This window comes from Actinomadura meridiana (genome assembly GCF_039537545.1).
GTDB classification, from domain to species: domain Bacteria; phylum Actinomycetota; class Actinomycetes; order Streptosporangiales; family Streptosporangiaceae; genus Spirillospora; species Spirillospora meridiana.
The window spans coordinates 1-25,078 of the sequence record NZ_BAABAS010000027.1 but is presented as its reverse complement, the minus strand read 5'-3'; the positions used below and the strand labels follow the sequence as shown (position 1 = coordinate 25,078).

Here is a 25,078-nt window from a genome sequence, read left to right as displayed (position 1 = left end):
ACCGGAGTCGATCACACAGCCATGTCTGCACCCAACAAGTCCTTTGACCCCGTCGAGGTGTCCGCGCTCCAGCCCGAACAGCTGGAGCGGGCCCGCGCCGACGCGCTCGCGGCGATCGCCGCGGCCGCCGACCTCGACGCCCTGAAGCAGGTCCGCCTGGCGCACGCCGGGGACCGTTCCCCGCTGGCGCTCGCCAACCGCGAGATCGGCGCGCTGCCGCCCGCCGCCCGCGCCGAGGCCGGGAAGCGCATCGGCGCCGCCCGTGGCGCCGTCTCCCAGGCGCTGAAGGCGCGCCAGACCGAACTGGAGGAAGAACGCGACCAGCGCGTCCTGGTCGAGGAGACCGTCGACGTCACCCTGCCGTGGGACCGCGCGCCGCGCGGCGCCCGGCACCCGCTGACCACCATGCAGGAGCGGATGGTCGACGTGTTCGTCTCGATGGGCTTCGAGCTGTCGGAGGGCCCGGAGATCGAGGCGGAGTGGTACAACTTCGACGCCCTCAATTTCCTGCCCGACCATCCCGCCCGCACCATGCAGGACACCTTCTTCGTCGAGTCGGAGGAGTCCGGGCTGGTGATGCGGACCCACACGTCCCCGATGCAGATTCGGTCGCTGCTGTCCAGGGAGCTGCCGGTGTACGTCGTGGCCCCCGGGCGCACGTTCCGCACCGACGAGCTGGACGCCACGCACAGCCCCGTCTTCCACCAGCTGGAGGGGCTCGCGGTCGACGAGGGCCTGACGATGGCCGACCTGCGCGGCGGCCTGGACGCCTACGTCACCGGCATGTTCGGCGCGGGGTTGAAGACGCGGTTCCGGCCGTCGTACTTCCCGTTCACCGAACCGTCCGGCGAGGTCGACATGCAGTGCTTCGTCTGCCGGGGCGCGTCCGCCGAGCCGGGCGGCGACCCGTGCCGGACGTGCGGCTCGGAGGGCTGGATCGAGCTCGGCGGCTGCGGCATGGTCAACCCGCGCGTGCTGGTGGCCTGCGGCATCGACCCGGACCGCTACAGCGGCTGGGCGTTCGGGCTGGGCGTCGAGCGGACCCTGATGTTCCGCCACGACGTGGAGGACATGTACGACATGGTGGAGGGCGACGTCCGGTTCACCCTTCCGTTCGGGATGGAGATCTGATGCGGGCGCCGCTTTCCTGGGTGCGCGAGTACGTCGAGCTGCCCGCCGGTGTCACCGGACGCGCGCTCGCCGAGAAGCTGATCGCGGCGGGCCTGGAGGTCGAGACCGTTGAGCAGGCGGGCGCCGACATCACCGGCCCGCTGGTCGTCGGCGAGGTCCTCGCGATCGAGGAGCTGACCGGTTTCAAGAAGCCGATCCGCTACTGCCAGGTGGACGTCGGGCAGGCCAACGGCACCGGCGCCCCGCAGAACATCGTCTGCGGCGCGACGAACTTCGCCGTCGGCGACCACGTGGTCGTGATCCTGCCGGGCGGTGTGCTGCCCGGCGGGTTCGCGATCAGCGCCCGCAAGACGTACGGGCACGTGTCGGAGGGGATGATCTGCTCGGTCGACGAGCTGGGCATCGGCGACGACCACGCGGGCATCCTCGTCCTGCCGCCGGACACGCCCGTCGGCGTGGACGCGGTGGAACTGCTCGGGCTGCGCGACGACGTCCTGGACATCGCCGTCACGCCCGACCGTGGCTATGCCCTGTCGATCCGTGGCATCGCCCGCGAGGCCGCGACCGCCTACGGCGTCCCGTTCAAGGACCCCGCCCGGGTCGACCTCCCGCCCAGAAGGGGGTCGAGCGGAGCTCGTCGTTTGAATGGTGGTGGGCGGGGGCTGGAGGACGGTGGCGAGGGGTACCCGGCGAGCATTGGTGACCCGTCCGTGTGCGACCGGTTCGTGCTGCGCGAGGTGCGGGGGTTCGACCCGGACGCGCAGACCCCGATCCGGATGCGGGTGCGCCTGCACCGCGCCGGGATGCGGCCGGTGTCGCTCGCCGTCGACGTCACCAACTACCTGATGCTGGAGCTGGGGCAGCCGCTGCACGCGTTCGACCGGGGCAAGCTCACCGGCCCGATCGTGGTGCGGCGGGCCGCGCCCGGCGAGAAGCTGGAGACGCTCGACCACGTCCGGCGGAGCCTCGACCCCGAGGACATCCTGATCACCGACGAGTCGGGCCCGATCTCGATGGCCGGGGCGATGGGCGGTCTCACCACCGAGATCGACGAGCGGTCGTCCGACATGGTCATCGAGGCCGCGCACTTCGACGCGATCGGCACGGCCCGGATGGTCCGGCGGCACCGGCTGCACAGTGAGGCGTCCTACCGGTTCGAGCGGGGCGTCGACCGTGAGCTGCCGCTGTACGCGTCGTACCGGGCGGCGCGGATGCTCGCCGAGCTGGGCGGCGCGGAGATCATGCCCGGGGTGACGCACGCCGAGGCGCCCGTCCCGCCGGTCACCGTCACGATGGCCGCCGCGCACCCCGACCGGGTCGCGGGCGTGACCTACGGGCGCGACGCCGTCGTCCGGCGGTTGGAGCAGGTCGGCTGCGCGGTCACCGGGAACGCCACGGTCGCCGGGAACGCCACGGTCGCCGGGGACGACACGCTGACGGTGACGCCGCCGTCGTGGCGTCCCGACCTCACCGACCCGAACGACCTCGCCGAGGAGGTCGTCCGGCTGGAGGGGTACGAGGACATCCCGGCCAGGGCGCCGCGCCCCGTCGCGGGCACGGGCCTGACCGCGACGCAGCGGCTGCGGCGCCGCGTCGGCCGCGCGCTCGCGTGCGCCGGGTACGTCGAGGTGCTGGCGTTCCCGTTCGTCGCGGAGAAGGACTGGGACAACCTGCACCTGCCCGCCGACGACGCCCGCCGCGCGACGCTGCGGCTCGCGAACCCCATGTCGGAGGAGGAGCCGCTGCTGCGCACCACGCTGCTGCCGGGCCTGTTCAAGGTTCTGGCGCTCAACGTGGGTCGCGGTTTCGGTGACGCCGCGCTGTACGAACTGGGCACCGTGTTCCGGCCTCGTCCGGACGCGCCGGAGCGCGCGCCGCGTCTCGCGGTCGACCGCGGTCCGACGCCCGCCGAGCTGGCGGAGCTGGAGGCGGCGCTGCCGGACCAGCCGCAGCGGGTCGCGGTCGTCCTGTCCGGCGACCGGGAGCCGTCCGGCTGGTGGGGCGAGGGCCGTCCGGCGCTGTGGGCGGACGCGATCGAGGCCGCCCGCACGGTGGCCCGCGAGGTCGGCGTCGAGCTGACGGCGAAGGCCGACCAGCACGCCCCGTGGCATCCGGGCCGCTGCGCCGCCCTCTACGTCGGCGACACGCTCGCCGGGCACGCGGGCGAACTGCACCCGCGCGTCACCAAGGCGTACGGGTTGCCGCCGCGGTCGTGCGCGATGGAGCTGGAGCTGCGCCGCCTCGGCGACCCGGTGACGGTCCGCGCGCCGCACGTGTCGAGCTACCCGGTCGCCACCCAGGACGTCGCGCTGATCGTCGATTCGGCGGTCCCCGCCGCCGAGGTGGAGGCCGCGTTGCGCGACGGCGCGGGCGACCTGCTGGAGGCGATCCGCCTGTTCGACGTCTACACCGGCGAGCAGGTGGGCGAGGGCCGCAAGTCCCTGGCGTACACGCTGCGGTTCCGCGCCGCCGACCGCACCCTCACCGCCGAGGATGCCTCGCAGGCCCGCGAGGCCGCCGTGACCACCGCGTCCGACCGCACGGGCGCCGTCCTGCGCGGCTGACGGAACGCCACCGCGTGAACGCGCGCCCCGGCCTTGGGGCGCGCGTTCACCCGGAGTGGTCGAGGCTTCCGTCCCGGCGGCCCACGGACACGAGCCGTTCCATCGACAGCGCCGCCACCGCGTACCAGCCCGCGCCCACCAGTGCCTCGATGCCGAGCAGCCCACTGATGTGGGCGGTCGGCGCGCCGTCCAGGATGCCGCGGACCGCCTGGAGCCCGTGCGTGACCGGTAGGCATTGCGCCGCGACCCGGACCGGGGCGGGCCAGGTGCTGATCGGGACGTTGACGCCGCCGAACGTCATGACGATGCCGTACGCGAAGTTCAGCACCAGCCATTCGACGCCGCGCAGCCGCAGCGCGATGCCCGCCAGCGCGCATCCGTACCCGTAGCTGGACGCGATGACGAGCACGATGACCGGGACCGCGTACGCGGCGCGCGGCCACGGCAGCGGGACGCCCAGCAGCGGCGGCAGCACCACCCAGGCGATCAGGGAGCTGGCCAGCCCGGTCGCCGTCCACTGGATTCCCCGGCCCAGGTACACGGGCAGGTGCCCGGACGGCGCGACGGCGAGCAACGGCAGCGTCCCGCCCGCCCTCTCCGCGGCAAGCGAGATCACCACGATCGTTGACTCCATGCAGGCCAGCACCACGATGTTGCCGACCAGCACGTACCGCATGGTCGGCTCGTCGCCGACGTAGCGGCCGAGCAGGGCGTAGAAGGACGCCTGGCACAGCAGCCGCACCAGCCAGCCGAACGTCCACGTCCGCCAGGTGTAGACGGCGGCCAGGTCGACGAACCCGAGGGCGGCGGACGCCCGGACGACCCTGAGCGTGTGCCTCACGCGAACCCCACCGTCCCGTCGCGGCGGGCCCGGTCGACGTAGTGGCGCGTCAGCCACAGCCCCGCCGCCATCGCCGCCGCGCCGAGCCCGAGGATCACCGCGACCGACCGCGGCCAGCCGTGCGCGTCTCCGTGGACGGTGTCACGCAGCAGGTCCGCGCTCCACGACAAAAACACGGCGCGGCTGAAGGGGTGCAGCCAGCCGGGCAGCACGGTCACCGGGACGAGGACCCCGCCGAGAATGTAGAACGGGTAGCTGAGCGAGTTCTGGAGCACGTCGCCGGCCCGTGACATCACGAACACCGCCGAGATGAGCGTGGCCGTTCCGACCGTCGCCAGGCAGGTAGCCGTGATCGCGACCGCGAACGGGCCGGGGTCGGCGACCGTCAGCACCCGGCCGAATCCGAGGGCCGCGACCAGCCACGACTCGACGAACGCGGCCGCGCCGACGAGGACGACGGTCGCGACCCGTCCGGCCACCACCAGACCGAGCGGGACGGGCGCGGCGATCAGCGCGGAGAACCGGCCCGCCCAGCGGTCCTCCCTCACGACGCGTCCGGCGTAGTCGAGCGCGGCCACCCAGAGCCCGATCAGGCCAGGCGCGATGACGGCGTTCGCCACGACGTCCTGGCGGTGCGTCGTCACCGCGAGCGCGAGCATCGTCGTCGTCTGCATGGGCGCGATCAGCAGGATGAGGGCGTGCTCGGGGCGCCGCCGCGACAGCGCGACCTGGAGCAGCACCGCGGACCACATGACCCGGAGCGCGCTCATACCCGCATCCCCCGGTCGCCGACCGCGCGCAGGTAGACCTCTTCGAGGGTGGGCTGGCCGCGCCTGGCGGTGAGGACGTCGCGGTCCAGCAGCCAGCCGAGAACGCGGCGGGTGGCGTCCCGGTCGGCGGTGTGGACGCGCCATCCGCCCGGCGAGCCGTCGCGCCGCTCGACGTCGGTGACGCCCGGCAGCACCGCCACGGCGGTCGCGAGCGCCGGGTCGTCGCCGGTGTAGTCGACGCATTCGCGGTCGCCGAGGAACCGTCCGATCCGCGCGGGCTCGCCGTTCAGCAGCATCCGGCCGTGGTCGATGAGCGTGACCCGGTCGCACAGCGCCGTCGCCTCGTCCATGTCGTGGGTCGCGAGCAGGAACGCGCGGCCCTCGTCGCGCAGCTCGCGGACGAGCCCCCGGAACGCGGCGGCCGCGACCGGATCGAGCCCGGAGGTCGGTTCGTCGAGGAACAGCACGCGCGGTTCGTGCAGCAGCCCGCGCGCCAGGTGCAGCCGCTGCCGCATGCCGCGCGAGTAGCCCTCGACGGGGTCGTCGGCGCGGTCGCCGAGGCCGACCCGGTCCAGCAACGCGGCCGCGCGGTCGCGGATCGTCCGGGGGTCGAGCTTGTAGAGCGCGCCCCAGAACAGCAGGTTGCGGCGGGCGCTCAGCCGGTCGTACAGGCCCCGGTCGCCGCCGAGGACGAGCCCGACGAGCGCCCGGACGTCCCGGGTCTCGGCGACGACGTCGTGGCCGAGGACGCGCGCCGTCCCGGCGGACGGCAGCAGCACGGTCGACAGGATCCTGACGAGGGTGGTCTTGCCCGCGCCGTTCGGCCCGAGCAGCCCGTGGATCTCGTCCCGGCCGATGGTCAGGGACAGGTCGTCCAGGGCGACGACCGGTTCCCGTCGCCGGTGCGTGTAGACGCGACGCAGGTGTGAGGTGTGCACGGCGGCTTCCATGCCGCCACCGTCCAGGTAAGGCGGGCCCCTGAGCCATAAGACGCCTCCCTATTTCCGGCTCAGAGCAGTCCGCGGTCGCGGGCGACGGCGGCGGCCTCGCTCCGGGAGGAGACGTCGAGTTTGGCGAGGATGTGGGACACGTGGACGCTGGCGGTCTTGGGGGAGATGAACAGTTCCTCGGCGATCTCCCGGTTCGACCGGCCGCGCGCCAGCAGCCGCAGCACCTCCGACTCGCGCGCGGTGAGCGGGCCACCGGACGGGCCGGACAGCCCGGCCCGGCGAGCGCGCTCGGAGACGCGCCGGGCCAGCGGCGCCGCACCGAGCCACGCGGCGATCCCGGCGGCGCGGTCGAGCCGTGCGGCGGCGGACGCGCGGTCACCGGCCGACAGGTCGGCGCAGGCCGCATGGAACAGCGCCCGCGCGAGCGGATAGGGCTGCGCCAGGCCCTCCCACCCGGCGATGGCGACGGACCACGCGGCGGAGTCGCCGGACTGGGCGGCGGAGTCGCCGGTCGGCGCCGCGGAGCCGCCGGTCAGCGCGGCGATGGTCGCCGCGTACGCCCGTGCCGCCGGGTTCAGGGCGGGCAGCCGCGCGGCCACCTCGGCGACCTCGGGGAGGCGCGGCCCTCCGGCGAGCGCGGCGGACTCCAGCAGCGGCCACACATGGCAGGGCTGTGCGGTCAGCCGGGGATGGCGCAGCGCGGCGGCCACGACGACGCGGGCGGCCGGGCGGTCGTCCTGCGCCAGCCGCCATTCGATGGTCGCCTGTGCGAGGAGGAGCGCGGTCTGCGGGAACCCGGCGTCGAACGGGACGGTGAGGGCCTCGGGGTCGGGCTCGGGGCCCGTTCCCCGCGCCGCCAGCAGGGCGGTCCGCCAGATCATCATCTGGAGCCGGAACGCGGGCGCGTGGTGCCGCTCCAGGTGCCGTCGCAGCGCGCGGTCGGCCTCGTCCCAGCGGCCCAGCCGGTACAACGCCTCGACCTGGTTGACGGCGAGCGCCAGCCCCCCGCTGTAGCCCGGCGCGATGTCGGCCGCGACCGCGAGCCCCTCGGCGGCGCGTGCCAGCGCCTCGTCCAGGCGGCCGGTGTTCAGCGCGCAGTGCGTCAGCGTGTTCAGCACGGAGACGAGGACCCTCGGGTCGAGGTCGCGGTGCCGGAGCCGTTCCAGCCCCGCCGGGTCGCCGTCGCCGTCCCGCGCCGCCGCGGCCGCGACGGTGACCTCCAGGTAGGTGCGGGTGTGCGGGTCGCCGTGGTCGCGGGCCAGCGCCAGCCCCTCCCGGCCGAGCCGCTCGCCCTCGTCCATCTCGCCGTAGATGACCAACCGGTAGCTCAACCGCCCCAGGACCGGGACGCGGACCGGGCCGGTGGCGAGCCGCTCGGCCTCCCTCAGGTCGCGCAGTTCGTTCTCCCGGCCCTGGAAGCCGCGCAGCATCGCCCGGACGGTCAGCAGCCACGGGACGCGGCCGGGGTCCGCGCCGTCCAGGGCCGCCTGGACGAGGGGCAGCCCCCGCCCGGGGTCTCCGTCGGCGGCCGCGGCCTCCGCGGCCGCCTCCAGCACCCGGTGCCGGGTGAGACCCGTCCGGGTCCCGGCGTCGGGAACGCGGTCCCACAGGCGCAGGACGCGTTCCAGCAGCGACCGCTGCTCGGCGTAGGCCGCGGCCGCCTGCCGTTCCCCGGCGGCCCGCCACGCGGCGGACAGGGCGCGGGCGTGGTCGCCGCAGCCCTGCCAGTGGACGGCGAGCGCGCTCGCCGGTGCGTCGCTGAGGTCGGGGGAGCGTTCGATGGTCTCGGCGTACCGGCGGTGGAGGGCGGTGCGCTCGCCGGGCAGCAGATCGGCGTGGACGGCCTCGCGGATCAGCGCGTGCCGGAAGGTGTACCCGTCGGTGTCGGCGACGAGCAGCCCGTGGTCGGCGCACGGCCGCAGCGCCTCGCTCAGCGCGGGATCGTCCAGCCCGGTGACGGCGGCCAGCAGGCCGTGCCCGACCCGGTCCCCGGCGGCGCTCGCGGCCCGCGACACGTCCCGGGCGGGTCCGGGGAGCTGGTGGACGCGGCTCAGCAGCAGGTCGCGCAGCGACCCGGGCACCGCCGTGCCGGGGTCCCCGACGAGCGCCTCGACGAACAGCGGGTTGCCGCCGCCGCGTGTGTGGACGTCCCGCGCCAGGCCCGGGTCGGCGGCCCCGAGGATGCCGCGGACCTGGTCGGCGACCTCGCCGGGGGACAGCGGCGGCAGGTCGAGCCGGGTCACGTGGGGGAGCCGGGCGAGGTCGGCGAACAGCGGGCGGGTGCCCGGCTCCTCGGGACGGAACGTCACCACCGGCAGCACGCTTCCGCGCGGCGGGTTCCGGAACAGGAACGACAGCAGGTCGCGCGTGGAGTGGTCGGCCCAGTGCGCGTCCTCCACCACGAGGACGGCCGGTTCCGCCGCGCCGAGCCGCTCGACCAGCGCCAGGACGTGCTCGAACAGCCGAAGCTGGCCGGTCCCGTCGTCGGGCGGCGGCGCGGCCGCGGTGAGGCCGGGCATCAGCCGTCCGAGCTCGGGGACGGCGGACGCGGGCATCAGGGCGGCGACCGTGTCGCGGCCGAGGCTCCGCAGGATCGCGGTGAAGGGCGCGTACGGCAGACTGGCGGCGCCAAGATCCAGGCACGCCCCGCGGACCGTCCGCAGACCCCGCGTGAACTCGGCGACCAGGCGCGTCTTGCCGCCGCCCGCCTCGCCGCCGACGAGCACGGCGGCGGCCTCGCCCGCGCACGCCCGCGCGTGCGCGGCCCGTAACGCGGCCAGTTCCGCGGATCGCCCGGCGAACACCGGGCTGACGATTCCCATTCGGCCTAGCATGGCCCCTCTCAACGCTCCTTGTGTTGCGATAGCGCGTCGGATATCCTCGGTGCCGTCACATTTCCGCCCGGTTGGGGAGTCCATTGAGGATCTGAGGTCCGACACCGCGCGTTGGCCGCTTTCCGGCACGCGCCCGTGACCTCAGTGCGGACTTCCGTGCAGCCGGGCTTTCTCATGCCCTCCGGCGCGTCCCGCGGTGTCTCCATGCGTCCCGCATCAGCTCGACCATCCATGGAGGCGACCTCTCATGTCTTTCGCCATCGTCTGCTCGGACCTGTCGTTCGCGTGGGCGGACGGCACCATCGTCCTGGACGGCCTGGACACCGCGTTCGGCACCGGCAGGACCGGCCTCATCGGCGTCAACGGGTCCGGCAAGTCCACCCTGCTGAAGATCGTCGCCGGTGAGCTGCGCGCCGCGTCCGGCACCGTGAGCGTCGAGGGGGAGATCGGCTACCTGCCGCAGAACCTCGTGCTGGACGACGCCGCGACCGTCGCGGATCTGCTCGGCGTCGCCGGGACCCGCGCCGCGCTGCACGCCATCGAACGCGGCGAGGCCACCGAGGAGAACTTCGCCGCGGTCGGGGACGACTGGGACGTCGAGGAACGCGCCCGCGCCGAACTCGACCGGCTCGGACTCGACCACCTGGACCTGGACCGGACCGTCCGAACGCTGTCCGGCGGCGAGGCCGTCATGGTCGGCCTGGCGGCCCGGTTCCTCGCCCGGCCGGACGTCCTGCTGCTGGACGAGCCGACCAACAACCTCGACCTGGACGCCCGGCACCGCCTCTACGACGCGGTCGCGTCCTGGACGGGCGTCCTGGTCGTCGTCAGCCACGACCGGGAGCTGCTCGACCGGGTCGACGCGATCGCCGACCTGCGCGGCGGCGCCGTCCGGACGTTCGGCGGGAACCTGTCCGCCTACGAGGAGCTGCTGGCGGTCGAGCGGGAGGCGGCGGAGCGGGGCGTCCGCGCCGCCGAGACCGACCTGCGCCGCCAGAAACGCGAACTGGAGGAGGCCCACGTCAAGCTGGCCCGCCGCAGGCGCTACGGCGCCAGGATGCAGGAGACCAAGCGCGAACCGAAGATCGTGATGGGCGCCCGCAAACGGCAGGCACAGGAGTCGGCGGGCAAGCACCGCATCATGCACGAGGAACGCCTCGCCGACGCGAGGTCGCGGCTGACCGAGGCGGAGGAGGCCGTCCGCGAGGACGCCGAGATCCGTGTCGAGCTGCCCGCGACCCGCGTCCCGGCGGGCCGGACGGTCGTGACGGTGACGGGCCTGGACGCCCCCGACCCGGACGTCGGCACCCTGACCGAGCTGATCGTCCGTGGCCCGGAGCGGATCGCGCTGACCGGCCCGAACGGCTCGGGCAAGACCACGCTGCTGCGGACGCTGATCGGCGACCGCGTCCCCGAGGGGGTGACGGTGCGGATCGGCGTGGACGGCGTCCGATACCTGCCGCAGCGCCTGGACGTCCTGGACGGGTCGCTGAGCGTCCTGGACAACGTCCGCGCGCAGGCCCCGTCGACATCGCCGTCCGAGGTCAGGGCGGCACTGGCGCGGTTCCTGTTCCGAGGCGCCCGAGCGGAACGGCCCGCCGGAACACTGTCGGGCGGCGAACGCTTCCGCGCCGTCCTGGCGTCCCTGCTCCTCGCCGAACCGGCACCCCAGCTCCTCCTACTGGACGAGCCCACCAACAACCTGGACATGGCCAGCGCCGCCCAACTGGCCCAGGCCCTGACGGCTTACCAGGGCGCCCTGATCGTGGTCAGCCACGACGTCCCCTTCCTCCGCACCCTGGGGATCATCCGCTGGCTCCACCTGACCCGCGAATCAGGCCTGACCGAAACCGACCCCATGTAAAACAGAGGGCCCGCCCCATGTGGGGCGGGCCCTCAACACCTGCTCTTCTAGCTCAACACCCGCTTCGTGAAGGTGCGCATGGAAGCCCAGGTCAGCAGGATCGTTCCGCCGACGATGGCGAGGAGGAAGGCCCAGACCGGCATGTGGGGGATGTCCGGTGTCAGCGCGCTGCGCAGGCCCTCGCTGATGTAGACGAGGGGGTTGAACAGGCTGATGATCTGGAGCCAGCGGATGTTGTCCAGCGCCGACCACGGGTAGTACACGCAGCCGAGCATGGTCATCGGCAGCAGCACCATCGCGAACAGCATCTGGACCTTCTGCGGGTTCATCAGCGTGCCCAGCAGCAGGCCGCCCGCCGCCGACAGCAGCGCCCCGGCGACCATCACCAGGATCAGGATGGGCCAGTTGGCCACGTGCACGTCCGGCGCCTCGCCGTCGGCGTGGATGAGGAGCACCGCCGGGAACACCAGGAGCCCGCCGATCAGGCCCTGCGCCGCCGCCGCGATGATCTTCTGGGCGGCCAGCATCGGGATCGGCACCGGGGCCAGCGCCCGGTCGGTGATCGACTTCTGCCAGTTCAGCTCCATCATCAGCGGGAAGATCACCGCCATCTGCGCCTGCATGATGATGGACGAGCCGACCAGGCCGGGCACCAGGATCGTGGAGAACGTGGCCCCGCCGGGACGGCCCGCCGCCGCGCCGCCGCCGAGCTTCGGCAGCACGTAGGCGAACACGAACACGAACATCACCGGCTGCACCAGCACCCGGACGAAGGTGGACACGAAGTTCTTGCGCAGGACCCGCGCCTCGCGCGACATCATCGCGGCGAACGTGCGGGAGAGCGTCGCCCGCGCGGGCGGCGGTGGCGCCAGGACGGCGGGGGCGGCGGGAACGGCGGATGCGGTCACTCTCGATAGTCCCTTCCGGTGAGGGTGAGGAAGACGGTCTCCAGGCTGGGACGCAGCTGGGTGGCGTCGGTGACGCCGACCCCGGCGCGGGAGCCGATCGTGACCAGTTCGCCGAGGAGCCCGTCGGGTTCGGAGGCGAACACGCGGACCTGACCGTCGTTGATCTCGACCTTGCTGATGCCGTCCCGGTCGCCCAGCGCCTTGATCTCCTCGGGCGCGGCGGCGTCGTAGGCGACGGTGATGACGGTGTCGGCGCCCGTGGTGGACTTCAGCTCGTCCACCGTGCCGCTGGCGAGGATCCTGCCGTGGTCGACGACGGAGACCCGGTCGCAGAGCGCCTCCGCCTCCTCCATGTAGTGGGTGGTGAGCAGGATGGTCTGCCCGGCCGCCTGGAGGCCGCGCAGGACGTCCCACAGGTTGGTGCGGGTCTGCGGGTCGAGCCCGGCGGTGGGCTCGTCCAGGAACAGCACCTCGGGGCCGTGCATGAGGGCGCGGCAGATCATCACGCGCTTGGCCTGCCCGCCCGAGATCTGGAACGGGTTGCCGCCGCGCGTCTCGGTCAGCCCGAACAGGTCCAGCAGTTCGGCGGCGCGCTTGCGGGCGTCGCGGGCGCCGAGCCCGAAGTACCGGCCCCGGAACTCCAGGTTCTCGGCGACGGTCAGGTCGCTGTCGAGGGTGTTGTTCTGCGACACGACGCCGATGCGGCGCTTGATCTCGACGGCGTCCTTCACGACGTCCAGCCCACTGACCCGCGCGGTGCCGCCCGTCGGAACGACGAGCGTGGTGAGCATGCCGATGGTGGTGGACTTGCCCGCGCCGTTCGGCCCGAGCAGGCCGAAGAACTCGCCGCGCGGGACGTCCAGGTCGATGCCCTGCACGGCGGGTACCGCGGGCCGCGGCCCGGACGCGGGAAAGGTCTTCTTCAGGTCGACCGTGCGAACGGCGGCCTCCGAGGGTGCTGTCACGCGCCGTCTCCCTTCGCTTCGCAGTCTGGATGGTCCTCTGCGTTCGCGTGGTTTTCGAACTGTTTTATGAGATTGAGGAGGAACCGCCGGACGGCCGGCTCGTCACCCTCCTCCACGACGTCGTAGACGCGGCCGAGGTCACGGCGAATGGGCTTGGACTTCTCGGCGAACAGTCGCCGTCCGTCGTCGGTGATGTACACCAGCACGCCCCGCCGGTCGCGGTAGGAGCGCTCGCGCCGGACGTGTCCGTTGCGTTCGAGCGTGTCGACCACGGAGGTGACCGTCGCGGGGGTGACGACCAACCGTTTGGCGACCTCGCTCGGACGCAGCCCGTCCTCGACGGTGAGCAGGCGCAGCAGGAAGAAGCCGATGGGGCTCATGCCGTGCCGTCCCACGATCCGCCACGCGACGGGCATCGACAGCCGCGCCGCCGCCGCGAACAGTTGCCCGATCGGCAACTCCTCGTCGGGACCGAACGGTTGCAGATCGCCGAAGCCGGGGTTCTCCATGACGAAGGATGTTAGCGCCCTGATTATTAGGGAGCAAACCTTTAGATGCCTAACTACATCTGACGGATTGAATACACATCCAACATCATGCATACTCTTGCTGGTAGGGATCGCGAAGGGCAGAGTGGGGACATGGGAATCCGGACGGCGGTGGCAGGCGCCAGCGGGTACGCGGGCGGAGAGCTGCTGCGCATCCTGGCGGGACATCCAGAGTTCGAGATCGGCGCGCTGACGGCGGGCTCCAACGCGGGCACCGAACTCGGCGCCCACCAGCCCCACCTGCGATCGCTGGCCGGGCGCGTCCTGGCCGAGACCACCCCCGGGACGCTGTCCGGCCACGACGTCGTGTTCCTCGCGCTGCCGCACGGGCAGTCGGCCGCCCTCGCCGCCGAACTCGGCGCGGACGTGCTGGTCATCGACTGCGGCGCCGACCACCGGCTCACCGACCCCGCCGCCTGGGAGACGTTCTACGGGACGCCCCACGCGGGCACCTGGCCCTACGGCCTGCCCGAACTGCCCGGCCACCGCGACGCGCTGCGCGACACCAAGCGCGTCGCCGTCCCCGGCTGCTACCCGACGGCCGTGTCGCTCGCGCTGTTCCCCGCGTTCGCCGCCGGGCTCGTCGAACCCGACGTCGTCGTGGTCGCCGCGTCCGGCACCTCCGGCGCGGGACGCGCGCTCAAACCGCACCTGCTCGGCAGCGAGGTCATGGGCTCCGTCTCCGCGTACGCGGCGGGCGGCGCGCATAGGCATACACCGGAGATGGTCCAGAACCTGAGCGCGGTCGCGGGCGAGCCGGTCACGGTCTCGTTCACCCCGACGCTCGCGCCGATGAGCCGCGGCATCCTCGCCACCTGCACGGCGAAGGTGCGTCCCGGCGTCACCGCGGCCGCGCTGCGCGCCGCCTACGCCGAGGCGTACGCCGACGAACCGTTCCTCGGGCTGCTTCCGGAGGGGCGGTGGCCCGCCACGTCCATGACGCTCGGGGCCAACACCGTCCTCGTCCAGGTCGCGCTGGACGAGGCCGCCGGACGCGCCGTCGCCGTCGCCGCCGTCGACAACCTCGCCAAGGGCACCGCGGGCGGCGCCGTCCAGAGCGCCAACCTCGCCCTCGGCCTCCCCGAAGAACTCGGACTGACCACGATCGGAGTGTCCCCTTGAGCGTCACCGCCCCCCGGGGCTTCCGCGCGGCGGGAGTCGTCGCCGGGCTGAAGCCCAGCGGCAACCGCGACCTGGCCCTCGTCGTCAACGACGGGCCGTCCCGCGCGGCGGCCGGGGTCTTCACCCGCAACCGCGTGAAGGCCGCGCCCGTCGTGTGGTCCGAGCAGGTGCTCAAGGGCGGCCGCGTCCACGCCGTGGTGCTGAACGCGGGCGGCGCCAACGCCTGCACCGGCGCCCCCGGCTTCCGCGACACCCACGCCACCGCCGAGAAGGTCGCCGACGTCCTGACCGACTCGGCGGGTGAGGTCGCGGTCTGCTCCACCGGCCTGATCGGCGAGCGGCTCCCGATGGACCTGCTGCTACCCGGCGTCGACAGGGCCGCCGAGGAGCTGTCGCGCGGCGACGGCGGGCTGGCCGCCGCCGACGCGATCCGCACCACCGACACCGTCGCGAAGATCTCCTTCCGGCAGGGCGCGGGCGGCTACATGATCGGCGCGATGGCGAAGGGCGCGGGCATGCTCGCCCCGTCCCTGGCGACGATGCTGTCCGTGATCACCACCGACGCCGACCTGCCCGCGGACGCCCTGGACCGGGCGCTGCGCGCGGCCACCGGCGTCACCCTCGACCGGCTCGACTCCGACGGCTGCATGTCCACCAACGACACCGTCCTGCTGATGGCGTCCGGCGCGTCCGGGATCGTCCCCGCCGAGGACGAGTTCACCGCGCTGCTCACCGAGGTGTGCGGCGACCTGACCCGGCAGCTGCTGGTGGACGCCGAGGGCGCGTCCAAGGCCATCGCGATCGAGGTCGTCGGCGCGGCGTCCGAGGCCGACGCGGTCACCGTCGGACGGTCCATCGCCCGCAACAACCTCCTCAAGTGCGCCATCCACGGCGAGGACCCGAACTGGGGCCGGGTGCTGTCCGCCGTCGGCACCACCGACGCCGTGTTCGAGCCGGACGAGCTGAACGTCGCGATCAACGGCGTGTGGGTCTGCCGCGACGGTTCGTTCGGCGACGACCGCGACAAGGTCGACCTGCGTCCCCGCGACGTGACGATCACCGTCGACCTGTCGGCGGGCCCGCACAGCGCCACCGTCTGGACGACCGACCTCACGGCCGACTACGTCCACGAGAACTCGGCGTACTCCACATGAGCGCGATCACCTCGGGCGCCGAGCTGCGCAAGAACCGCGTCGGCGTCATGTCGAAGGCGGAGACGCTGATCAAGGCGCTGCCGTGGCTGGAGCGGTTCCACGGCACGACCGTCGTGATCAAGTACGGCGGGCACGCGATGACCGACGAGGAGCTGCGCCACTCGTTCGCCGAGGACGTGGTCTTCCTCCGCTACGCCGGGCTGCGCCCGGTGGTCGTGCACGGCGGCGGCCCGCAGATCAACGCGGCCCTCGCCCGCAACGGCATCGACTCGACGTTCACCGCCGGGCTCCGGGTCACGACCCCGGAGGCCATGGAGGTCGTCCGGATGGTGCTGACCGGCCAGGTGCAGCGCGACGTCGTCGGGCTGATCAACCGGCACGGCCCGTTCGCGCTCGGCATGTCCGGCGAGGACGCCAACCTGTTCACCGCCGAGCGCAAGCACGCCGTCGTGGACGGCGAGGCCGTCGACCTCGGCCAGGTCGGCGAGATCGTCGAGGTGCAGGTCGGGGCCGTCCGGGCGCTGCTGGACGACGGCCGCATCCCGGTGATCTCCAGCATCGCGCGCGGCGACGACGGCGAGGTCTACAACGTCAACGCCGACACCGCCGCCGCCGCGCTGGCCGTCGCGCTGGACGCGACGAAGCTCGTCGTCCTCACCGACGTGGAGGGCCTGTACGCCGACTGGCCGGGCAGCGACGACGTGATCGACCGGCTGACCACCGACGAGCTGGCCGAGCTGCTGCCGAGCCTGTCGGCGGGGATGGTCCCGAAGATGGAGGCGTGCCTGTCGGCCGTGCGCGGCGGCGTCCCGCAGGCGCATGTGCTGGACGGCCGCGTCCCGCACTCCCTGCTTCTGGAGATCTTCACCGACGAAGGGATCGGAACGATGGTGCTGCCCGGCCTCCCAGGGACGCCCGCTTTGGAGGAGACGGCATGAGCGGCCTGCGGGAGCGGTTCGAGACCGCGTTCATGCCGAACTACGGCGTCCCGCCGGTGGCGCTGGCGCGCGGCGAGGGCTGCCGGGTGTGGGACGCCGACGGCCGCGAATACCTCGACCTGATCGCCGGAATCGCGGTCAGCTCGCTCGGGCACGGCCACCGGGCCATCGTGGCGGCGGTGTCGTCGCAGGTCGCGACCCTGGCGCACACGTCCAACCTGTTCGTGAACGAGCCGGAGGTGCTGCTCGCCGAGCGGCTCCTCGGCCTGCTCGGCGGCGACGGCAGGGTGTTCCTCACCAACAGCGGCACCGAGGCGAACGAGTGCGCGCTCAAACTCGCCATCAAGTACGGCAAGGCCAACGGACGCTCCTACATCGTCGCGGCGGAGAACGGGTTCCACGGCCGCAGCATGGGCGCGCTGTCCCTGACCGGGAAGGCGGCGATCCGGGAGCCGTTCGGCCCGTTCGGCGTCAACGTCCGGTTCGTCCCCTACGGTGACGCGGACGCCCTGAAGGCCGCCGTGGACGAGCACTGCGCCGCCGTCTTCATGGAGCCCACCCTGGGCGAGGCCGGGGTCGTCCCCCCACCGGACGGCTACTTCGCCGCCGTCCGGGAGGTCTGCGACGCCACCGGCGCGCTGTTCGTCGCCGACGAGATCCAGTCCGCGATCGGCCGGACCGGCACCTGGTTCGCGTTCCAACACGAGAACGCGCGCCCGGACGTCATCACCCTGGCCAAGGGCCTCGGCGGCGGCCTGCCGATCGGCGTGTGCATCGCGTTCGGCCCGCACGGCACCCTGTTCGCCAAGGGCGACCACGGCAGCACGTTCGGCGGCAACCCCGTCAGCGCCGCCGCCGCGCTCGCCGTCCTCACCACGATCGACCAGGACGGACTCCTCGCCAACGCGGCCGCCGTGGGAGATACCCTGGCAGAGGGCCTGCGGGCCATCGACCACCCGCTGCTCGGCCGCGAACGGGGCCGCGGGCTGTGGCGCGCCGCCGTCCTCACCGGGCCGCACGCGCCCGCCGTGGAGGCGGCCGCCCGCGACGCGGGCTTCCTGATCAACGCGGTCGCGCCGGACGCCCTGCGCATCGCGCCGCCGCTGATCCTCACCGCCGAGGAGGCGCGGTCCTTCACCGCCGCGTTCACCGCGATCCTCGACGCCGCCGGAACGGAGAGCTGACCATGACCGGGAACCAGACCAGGCACTTCCTGCGCGACGACGACCTCGCGCCCGCCGAGCAGGCCGAGGTGCTCGCCCTCGCCGCCGAGGCGAAGAAGGCCCGGTTCCGGTTCCGTCCGCTGGAGGGCCCGCAGTCGGTCGCCGTCCTGTTCGACAAGCCGTCCACCCGGACCCGGCTGTCGTTCGCCGTCGGCATCGCCGAACTGGGCGGCCACCCCCTCGTCATGGACGCCGGAACGAGCCAGCTCGGCCGCGGCGAGTCCATCGCCGACACCGCCCGCGTCCTGGAACGCCAGGTCAGCGCCATCGTGTGGCGGACCGGCGGGCAGGAACGCATCGACGAGATGGCGGCGGGCACCACCGTCCCCGTCGTGAACGCCCTCACCGACGAGTTCCACCCCTGCCAGATCCTCGCCGACCTCCAGACCGTCCAGGAGGCCAGGGGCGACCTGACCGGCGCGACCCTCGCCTACTTCGGCGACGGCGCCAACAACATGGCCCACTCCTACCTGCTGGGCTGCGCCACCGCCGGGATGCACGTCCGCGTCGCCGCGCCCGCGTCCCTGCCCCCCGACCCCGAGATCGTGGCGCGCGCCGCCGAGATCGCCGCGATGACCGGCGGGTCCGTCACCGTCACCGACCTCGCCACCGAGGCCGCCGCCGGGGCCGACGTCCTCGCCACCGACACCTGGGTCTCAATGGGCCAGGACGGCAAGGACACCTCCCGGTACGAGCCGTACGCCGTCACCGAGGATCTGCTCGCCCTCGCCGATCCGGCCGCGATCGTGCTGCACTGCCTGCCCGCCTACCGCGGCAAGGAGATCGCCGCGTCCGTCCTGGACGGCCCCCGCAGCCGCGTCTGGGACGAGGCCGAGAACCGGCTGCACGCCCAGAAGGCGCTGCTCACCTGGCTGCTGGAGCGCTCCCGGTGACGACGCCCATGACCAAGACGGCCCGGCACGCCCGGGTGATCGAGCTGCTGACCCGGCACCCCGTCCACTCGCAGGGCGAACTCGCCAAGCTCCTCGGCGACGAGGGCGTCGACGTCACCCAGGCCACGCTGTCGCGCGACCTGGTGGAGATCGGCGCGGTGCGGCTGCGCGCCGACGACGGCAGCCTGATCTACGCCGTCCCCGGCGAGGGCGGCGACCGGATCCGGCGGGCCCGCACCGGCGCCGCCGAGACCTTCACCGGACGGCTCTCCCGGCTCGCCGCGGAGCTGCTCGTCTCCGCCGAGGCGTCGGCCAACCTGGTCATGGTGCGGACCCCGCCGGGCGCCGCGCAGTACCTGGCCTCGGCGATCGACCACGCCGAATGGCCGACGATCCTCGGCACCGTCGCGGGCGACGACTCCATCCTCGTCATCGCCCGCGACCCGGACGGCGGCGACGGCGTCGCACAGGCGCTGCTCAGGCTGACCGACGGCCGCGAACGACGAAGCTAGGGCCGCACCACGGCCCCGCCTCCGCTCGCACGACCCGCGCCCAGTCCGCACGACCCGCCTCGGCCCGCACGACCAGCCTCGGCCCGTACGACCCGAAACGTCACGCACACACAGGAGACAACGATCATGAGCGAGCGCGTCGTCCTCGCATACTCCGGGGGTCTGGACACCTCCGTCGCCATCCCGTACCTCGCCGAGCAGACCGGCGGGGACGTCATCGCGGTCGCCCTCGACGTCGGCCAGGGCGGCGAGGACCTGGAGAACATCCGCAAGCGGGCCCTCGCCTGCGGCGCCGCCGAGGCGGTCGTCGTGGACGCCAAGGAGGAGTTCGCCGCCGACTTCTGCGTCCCGGCGATCCAGACCAACGCCCTTTACATGGACCGCTACCCGCTGCTGTCCGCGCTGTCCCGGCCGCTGATCGTCAAGCACCTCGTCGCCGCCGCCGAGCAGTACGGCGGGACGACCGTGTCGCACGGCTGCACCGGCAAGGGCAACGACCAGGTCCGGTTCGAGGCGGGCCTGTCCGCGCTCAACCCCGACCTGAAGGTCATCGCGCCCGCCCGCGACTTCGCCTGGACCCGCGACAAGGCCATCGCGTTCGCCGAGGAGAAGGGCCTGCCGATCGACGTGTCGGCCAAGTCCCCGTACTCCATCGACCAGAACCTGTGGGGACGCGCCGTCGAGACCGGGTTCCTCGAGGACATCTGGAACGGCCCCATCGAGGACGTCTACGACTACACCGCCGACCCCGCCGAACCCCGCGAGGCCGACGAGGTCGTCATCACCTTCGCGTCCGGCGTGCCCGTCGCGCTCGACGGCCGCCCGCTCACCCCGTACCAGGTCATCGCCGAGCTGAACCGGCGCGCCGGGGCCCAGGGCGTCGGCCGCATCGACATGGTCGAGGACCGGCTCGTCGGCATCAAGAGCCGCGAGGTCTACGAGGCGCCCGCCGCCATCGCGCTCATCGCCGCGCACATGGAGCTGGAGAACGTCACCGTCGAACGCGACCTCGCCCGCTTCAAGCGGTCCGTCGACCAGCGGTGGGGCGAACTCGTCTACGACGGCCTCTGGTTCTCGCCGCTGAAGGACTCCCTGGACGCCTTCGTCGCCGACGCGCAGAAGCACGTGTCCGGCGACGTCCGGATGACCCTGCACGCCGGGCGCGCCGTCGTCACCGGACGGCGCAGCGCCGCGTCCCTCTACAGCTACGACCTCGCCACCTACGACACCGGCGACACCTTCGACCAGAGCCTCGCCAAGGGCTTCGTCGAGCTGTGGAGCCTGCCCAGCAAGATCGCCGCCAGGCGCGACCGGGAGTCCTGAACGGGACGCCGGGCATCATGGGGGACGCCGGGATCGGCGTCCCCCAAGTCGCGCGTGCCCGGACACGGTGAGCGCGGACATGGTGAGATGGAACGACAACGTACAGACGCGGGGAGAGGAATTTCGTGACGAAGGCACCGACGCGGTTGTGGGGCGGCCGGTTCGAGGGCGGACCGTCCGACGCGCTGGCGCGGCTCTCGGTGAGCGTCCAGTTCGACTGGCGGCTCGCCCCCTACGACCTGATGGGCTCGCGCGCGCACGCCCGCGTCCTCAACCGGGCCGGGCTGCTCACCGATGACGAGCTGGAACGCATGATCGGTGCCCTGGACGACCTGGAGGAGGCCTGCCGCACCGGCGAGTTCCGGCCCACCGTCGCCGACGAGGACGTCCACACCGCCCTCGAGCGCGGCCTCCTCGAACGGCTCGGCGCCCTCGGCGGCAAGCTCCGCGCGGGCCGCAGCCGCAACGACCAGGTCGCCACCGACCTGCGCCTCTACCTGCGCGACCACGCCCGCCAGGTCGTCTCCCGGCTCGTCGAGCTGGAGACCGCGCTGATCGCGCAGGCCGAGCACAACCTCGGCGTCGCCGCGCCCGGCATGACGCACCTGCAACACGCCCAGCCGGTGCTGTTCTCCCACCAGCTCCTCGCGCACGTCCAGCCGCTCACCCGCGACGTCGACCGGCTCCGCGACTGGGACCGGCGCGCCGCCGTGTCCCCGCTCGGGTCCGGCGCCCTCGCCGGATCGTCGCTGCCGCTCGACCCGCAGGCCACCGCCGCCGAACTCGGCTTCGACTCGGCCGCGCCCAACTCGATGGACGCCGTCGCCGACCGCGACTTCGTCGCCGAGTTCCTGTTCGTCGCCGCGATGGTCGGCGTCCACCTGTCGCGCCTCGGCGAGGAGGTGTGCCTCTGGGCGTCGCAGGAGTTCCGCTGGATCGAGATGGACGACACCTACGCCACCGGGTCGTCGATCATGCCGCAGAAGAAGAACCCCGACGTCGCCGAACTGGCGCGCGGCAAGGCGGGCCGCCTCATCGGCCACCTCGTCGGCCTGCTCACCACCCTCAAGGGCCTGCCGCTCACCTACAACCGCGACCTCCAGGAGGACAAGGAGGGCGTGTTCGACGCCGTCGAGACGCTGCTGCTCGTCCTGCCCGCCATGTCCGGGCTGATCGCCACCATGCGGATCAACACCGAACGCCTGGAGGCCCTCGCCCCCGACGGCTTCGCCCTCGCCACCGACCTCGCCGAACTGCTCGTCCGGCGCGGCGTCGCCTTCCGCGACGCGCACGAGGTCGTCGGGCACCTCGTCGTCTGGTGCCAGGTCAACGACAAGGACTTCGACGACCTCACCGACGAGGAACTCGCCAAGGTGTCGCCGCACCTGACGCCGGACGTCCGCGAGGTCCTGAACGTCCAGGGCGCGCTCGCGTCGCGCAAGGCGTACGGGGGGACCGCGCCCGACCGCGTCAGCGAACAGCTCGGCGCGCTGCGCGCCCTCGCCAACGAGCACGCCGCCTGGGCGACCGGGTCGGACGCCTGACGGCCCTAGGGTGTGAGGCCATGGACGGAGCGTTGCTGCCACGGGACTTCTTCGACCGTCCCGTCGACGAGGTGGCGCCCTCCCTGCTCGGGCACGTGCTCACGCACCGCGCGCCGGGCGGGGAGGTCGCGGTCAGGCTCACCGAGGTGGAGGCGTACGCGGGGCCGCTCGACCCCGCGTCCCACGCCTACCGCGGCCCGACGCCGCGCAACGCCGTGATGTTCGGGCCGCCCGGGCACGCCTACGTCTACTTCACCTACGGCATGCACTTCTGCATGAACCTCGTGTGCGGGCCGGACGGGACGTCCATGGCGGTGCTGCTCCGCGCGGGCCAGATCATCGCGGGGGAGGACCTGGCGCGTTCTCGTCGCCCGCGTTCGTCCGTCCGCGACCTGGCCCGCGGCCCGGCACGGCTCTGCCAGGCCCTCGGCATCGCCCGCGAACAGAACGGCCTGGACGTCTGCACGCCCGGCGGCCCGCTCACCATCCACGCCGGTGACCCCGCCGACCCCGCGCTCGTCCGGAACGGCCCGCGTACCGGCGTGAACGGCGCCAAGGAGGTGCCGTTGCGGTTCTGGATCGACGGAGACCCGTCCGTCTCCCCGTACCGCGCACACGTCCCGAGGCAGCGAAAAAAGGTCCCCGCCACCGACTGACGAGGCGTGCGCCAACGCCCGCCACCGCGTCGCCGGGCGCTGAATATCGTTAGCGTGACACCCGCCCGCCGGGCACCCTGGTAGGCGCATCCGAACGCAAGCCGGAACGAGGGAGACCGTGACCGACATCCTGGACGATCTCGCGTGGCGCGACCTGATCGCGCAGTCCACCGACCTGGACGAACTGCGGGCCCTGCTCGCCGCGGGACCGGTCACCCTCTATTGCGGGTTCGACCCGACGGCCCCCTCCCTGCACCTCGGGAACCTGATCCAGATCCTCACCCTGCGCCGCTTCCAACTGGCGGGACACCGTCCCATCGGCCTCGTCGGCGGCGCCACCGGACTGATCGGCGACCCGAGCGGCAAGAGCACCGAACGGGTCCTCAACTCCGAGGAGACCGTGGCGGGCTGGGTCGAGCGCATCCACGGCCAGGTGTCGAGGTTCCTCGACTTCGACGACGGACCCACCGGCGCGACGATGGTCAGCAACCTCGACTGGACGGGCCCCATGTCCGCGATCGAGTTCCTCCGCGACATCGGCAAGCACTTCCCCGTCAACCGGATGCTGGCCCGCGAGACCGTCAAGGCCCGCCTCGACAGCACCGGCATGAGCTACACCGAGTTCAGCTACGTCCTGCTCCAGTCGATGGACTTCCTCGAGCTGTACCGGCGGTACGGATGCCGGTTGCAGACGGGCGGCAGCGACCAGTGGGGCAACCTCACCGCGGGCGCCGACCTGATCCGACGCGTCGAGGGCGGCAGCGCGCACGCCCTGACCACACCGCTGCTCACCAAGGCGGACGGATCCAAGTTCGGCAAGACCGCGGGCGGCGAGACGTACTGGCTCGACCCCGAGCTGACCTCGCCGTACGCCTTCTACCAGTTCTGGATCAACGCCGACGACCGCGACGTCGAGAAGTTCCTGAAGGTCTTCAGCTTCCGCTCCCACGAGGAGATCGACGACCTGGTCAAGCAGGGCGCCGACCGTCCCGCCGCCAGGGCCTCCCAACGGGCGCTGGCCGAGGAGATGACCACCCTCGTCCACGGCGCCGACGAGACGGCCCGCGTCATTGCCGCGTCCCGCGCCCTGTTCGGCCAGGGAGCCCTGGACGAGCTGGACGAACGCACCCTGAGAGCCGCGCTCGCCGAGGTCCCCCGCACAGAGGTGCCGCCAGGCGAACTACCAGCCGTGGTCGACCTCCTGGCGGCGTCCGGCCTCTGCAAGAGCAAGTCCGAGGCCCGCCGGGCGATCGCCCAGGGCGGCGCCTACCTCAACAACGCCAAGGTCGAGTCGGAGGATGCGACACCGTCCACGTCCGACCTCCTCCACGGCCGCTACCTCGTCCTACGCCGCGGCAAACGCAACGTGGGCGGCGTAGAGGTGACCACCCCCTAGCCCCACCCAGACCGCCCGCCCAAAGCCCCACCAGGGCGGGCGGTCCCCACAACGAGCACCCAACGGCAAGCAGTGGTCGGCGGCTCCCAGCTGACCCGCTCGCCGCAGCACGCTGGTCAGCGCCGACCTGAGCGTGACGACCCTGCTGACCGGCGTCGACGACCATGCCGTGGTGATCGAGATCGCCGGGTTGAAGGCGCTGTGGAGACTGGCGCGGCACGCTCGCCCGCAGCGGGTTCGGCGGGCCGCGCCAGTTCCGCAGGACCGGCTGGCCCGTCTGTATACGGACCTCACCCACGTCCGCGCTAATGCGTACGCCCCAAGCCACCAGCATGCACGCGGCAAGCTACGAGACGGCGGCGGAGGACCTCAAGTAACGCGATGCTGGCCCACCAGCAGCCGCGCCGAGCGCCGGTGACCAGGGGGTTTGGGCGGGTGCCGCGAATGGTCGCCCGCGAGACCGGCCGGAGCGTGAAGTGGAACCTGGCGGCACACCTGGAGTGGGCGGAGACCGGGGCCGTCGCAGGTCAAGTGACGGCAAGCCCCCAGCGACCGCTCACGTTCGCTCACACCTTGGGCAACGGCAAACTTCGGTAGATACACGTCACAGTGCGGTTACAAGCGGCGGGCTCTGGGCATGCTTCTAGTCTCGAAAACCGTACCTGAACTGGGGTTTCCCGCCCGCCGGGCCGATTTGACGGTCCCTGCGGAGGGTCCTAGTGTTCTACACGCCCCACGGGGGAGCGGGACGCCGACAAGGCGGCCGGCCCCGACGGGGAACCCCTTACGAACCGATCGGGTCGAGGCTTGCCTTGCCCGAAAGGGATGTATGGGGACGATCCGCCCAGAGTTTGACAAACGGGATGGATCGGATAGATTAGAAGGGTTGCCCCGAAGCCAGGGACGCGGAAGCGGGTCTGGTCCGGTGGGTGTCCGTTTCTT

Annotated in this window: 21 protein-coding genes; 14 read left to right on the top strand and 7 right to left on the bottom strand. The window is 72.7% G+C overall.

Annotation, left to right across the window (positions count from 1 at the left end; all coding sequences use genetic code 11):
- The first annotated feature begins 21 nt into the window (after nucleotides 1-21).
- Both pheS and pheT read left to right on the top strand, forming a co-directional pair.
- Complete coding sequence (gene pheS / locus ABD808_RS33990; protein ID WP_344906022.1) at nucleotides 22-1,131, top strand: phenylalanine--tRNA ligase subunit alpha; 1,110 nt, start codon at nucleotides 22-24, stop codon at nucleotides 1,129-1,131.
- A complete protein-coding gene (gene pheT, locus ABD808_RS33985) occupies nucleotides 1,131-3,695 on the top strand; it encodes a phenylalanine--tRNA ligase subunit beta (protein WP_344906020.1) in 2,565 nt (854 codons plus the stop codon). The genes pheS and pheT overlap by 1 nt, the downstream gene beginning before the upstream one ends.
- Nucleotides 3,696-3,741: 46 nt before the next feature.
- Here the strand turns inward: pheT and ABD808_RS33980 are convergent, their stop codons facing one another.
- The 4 genes from ABD808_RS33980 to ABD808_RS33965 are packed head-to-tail and all read right to left on the bottom strand — an operon-like array spanning nucleotide 3,742 to nucleotide 9,078.
- A complete protein-coding gene (locus ABD808_RS33980) occupies nucleotides 3,742-4,536 on the bottom strand; it encodes an ABC transporter permease (protein ID WP_344906018.1) in 795 nt (264 codons plus the stop codon).
- Complete coding sequence (locus tag ABD808_RS33975; protein WP_344906015.1) at nucleotides 4,533-5,306, bottom strand: ABC transporter permease; 774 nt, start codon at nucleotides 5,304-5,306, stop codon at nucleotides 4,533-4,535. Before ABD808_RS33975 ends, ABD808_RS33980 begins: the two co-directional genes overlap by 4 nt.
- Nucleotides 5,303-6,256, bottom strand: coding sequence for an ABC transporter ATP-binding protein (locus ABD808_RS33970; protein WP_344906012.1), 954 nt, complete (start codon nucleotides 6,254-6,256; stop codon nucleotides 5,303-5,305). Before ABD808_RS33970 ends, ABD808_RS33975 begins: the two co-directional genes overlap by 4 nt.
- A 59-nt stretch (nucleotides 6,257-6,315) precedes the next feature.
- Nucleotides 6,316-9,078, bottom strand: coding sequence for an ATP-binding protein (locus tag ABD808_RS33965; protein WP_344906009.1), 2,763 nt, complete (start codon nucleotides 9,076-9,078; stop codon nucleotides 6,316-6,318).
- Nucleotides 9,079-9,337: 259 nt separating this feature from the next.
- Here ABD808_RS33965 and ABD808_RS33960 point away from each other — a divergent pair, with 259 nt between their 5' ends.
- Nucleotides 9,338-10,954: an ABC-F family ATP-binding cassette domain-containing protein gene (locus ABD808_RS33960; RefSeq protein WP_344906006.1), complete on the top strand. Its 1,617-nt coding sequence runs from the start codon at nucleotides 9,338-9,340 to the stop codon at nucleotides 10,952-10,954.
- Between the two features lie 47 nt (nucleotides 10,955-11,001).
- On the opposite strand, the gene ABD808_RS33955 is transcribed toward ABD808_RS33960, so the two are convergent.
- Genes ABD808_RS33955 through ABD808_RS33945 form a run of 3 tightly spaced genes read right to left on the bottom strand, consistent with a single transcriptional unit; the run spans nucleotide 11,002 to nucleotide 13,336 of the window.
- Entirely contained in the window at nucleotides 11,002-11,862 is an 861-nt protein-coding gene (locus ABD808_RS33955) for an ABC transporter permease (protein WP_344906003.1), read from the bottom strand.
- Nucleotides 11,859-12,827, bottom strand: coding sequence for an ATP-binding cassette domain-containing protein (locus ABD808_RS33950; RefSeq protein WP_344906000.1), 969 nt, complete (start codon nucleotides 12,825-12,827; stop codon nucleotides 11,859-11,861). The genes ABD808_RS33955 and ABD808_RS33950 overlap by 4 nt, the downstream gene beginning before the upstream one ends.
- Nucleotides 12,824-13,336 (bottom strand): MarR family winged helix-turn-helix transcriptional regulator, encoded by a 513-nt coding sequence (locus tag ABD808_RS33945; RefSeq protein ID WP_344905997.1) that lies wholly within the window; start codon nucleotides 13,334-13,336, stop codon nucleotides 12,824-12,826. Before ABD808_RS33945 ends, ABD808_RS33950 begins: the two co-directional genes overlap by 4 nt.
- Nucleotides 13,337-13,468: 132 nt before the next feature.
- Between ABD808_RS33945 and argC the strand changes: the two genes are divergently transcribed.
- From argC to ABD808_RS33890, 11 genes are all read left to right on the top strand, one after another.
- The gene (argC, locus tag ABD808_RS33940) at nucleotides 13,469-14,497 is read left to right on the top strand and encodes an N-acetyl-gamma-glutamyl-phosphate reductase (protein WP_344905994.1); all 1,029 of its coding nucleotides are present in this window, start codon (nucleotides 13,469-13,471) and stop codon (nucleotides 14,495-14,497) included.
- A complete protein-coding gene (gene argJ, locus ABD808_RS33935; RefSeq protein ID WP_344905991.1) occupies nucleotides 14,494-15,651 on the top strand; it encodes a bifunctional glutamate N-acetyltransferase/amino-acid acetyltransferase ArgJ in 1,158 nt (385 codons plus the stop codon). Before argC ends, argJ begins: the two co-directional genes overlap by 4 nt.
- The gene (argB, locus tag ABD808_RS33930) at nucleotides 15,648-16,589 is read left to right on the top strand and encodes an acetylglutamate kinase (RefSeq protein WP_344905988.1); all 942 of its coding nucleotides are present in this window, start codon (nucleotides 15,648-15,650) and stop codon (nucleotides 16,587-16,589) included. The genes argJ and argB overlap by 4 nt, the downstream gene beginning before the upstream one ends.
- Nucleotides 16,586-17,773: an acetylornithine transaminase gene (locus ABD808_RS33925; RefSeq protein ID WP_344905985.1), complete on the top strand. Its 1,188-nt coding sequence runs from the start codon at nucleotides 16,586-16,588 to the stop codon at nucleotides 17,771-17,773. Before argB ends, ABD808_RS33925 begins: the two co-directional genes overlap by 4 nt.
- 2 nt (nucleotides 17,774-17,775) lie before the next feature.
- Nucleotides 17,776-18,705 (top strand): ornithine carbamoyltransferase, encoded by a 930-nt coding sequence (gene argF, locus ABD808_RS33920; RefSeq protein WP_344905982.1) that lies wholly within the window; start codon nucleotides 17,776-17,778, stop codon nucleotides 18,703-18,705.
- Nucleotides 18,706-18,713: 8 nt separating this feature from the next.
- Complete coding sequence (locus tag ABD808_RS33915; RefSeq protein ID WP_344906304.1) at nucleotides 18,714-19,217, top strand: arginine repressor; 504 nt, start codon at nucleotides 18,714-18,716, stop codon at nucleotides 19,215-19,217.
- A 126-nt stretch (nucleotides 19,218-19,343) separates the two neighbouring features.
- The gene (locus ABD808_RS33910; RefSeq protein ID WP_344905979.1) at nucleotides 19,344-20,540 is read left to right on the top strand and encodes an argininosuccinate synthase; all 1,197 of its coding nucleotides are present in this window, start codon (nucleotides 19,344-19,346) and stop codon (nucleotides 20,538-20,540) included.
- A 125-nt stretch (nucleotides 20,541-20,665) separates the two neighbouring features.
- Nucleotides 20,666-22,084 (top strand): argininosuccinate lyase, encoded by a 1,419-nt coding sequence (gene argH / locus ABD808_RS33905; RefSeq protein ID WP_344905976.1) that lies wholly within the window; start codon nucleotides 20,666-20,668, stop codon nucleotides 22,082-22,084.
- A 20-nt stretch (nucleotides 22,085-22,104) separates the two neighbouring features.
- Complete coding sequence (locus ABD808_RS33900; RefSeq protein ID WP_344905973.1) at nucleotides 22,105-22,740, top strand: DNA-3-methyladenine glycosylase; 636 nt, start codon at nucleotides 22,105-22,107, stop codon at nucleotides 22,738-22,740.
- A 118-nt stretch (nucleotides 22,741-22,858) separates the two neighbouring features.
- Nucleotides 22,859-24,136 carry a tyrosine--tRNA ligase gene (gene tyrS, locus ABD808_RS33895; RefSeq protein WP_344905970.1) on the top strand — a complete coding sequence of 426 codons (1,278 nt, stop codon included), beginning with the start codon at nucleotides 22,859-22,861 and terminating at the stop codon, nucleotides 24,134-24,136.
- A 133-nt stretch (nucleotides 24,137-24,269) separates the two neighbouring features.
- A complete protein-coding gene (locus ABD808_RS33890) occupies nucleotides 24,270-24,554 on the top strand; it encodes a hypothetical protein (RefSeq protein WP_344905967.1) in 285 nt (94 codons plus the stop codon).
- Nucleotides 24,555-25,078: the final 524 nt, after the last annotated feature.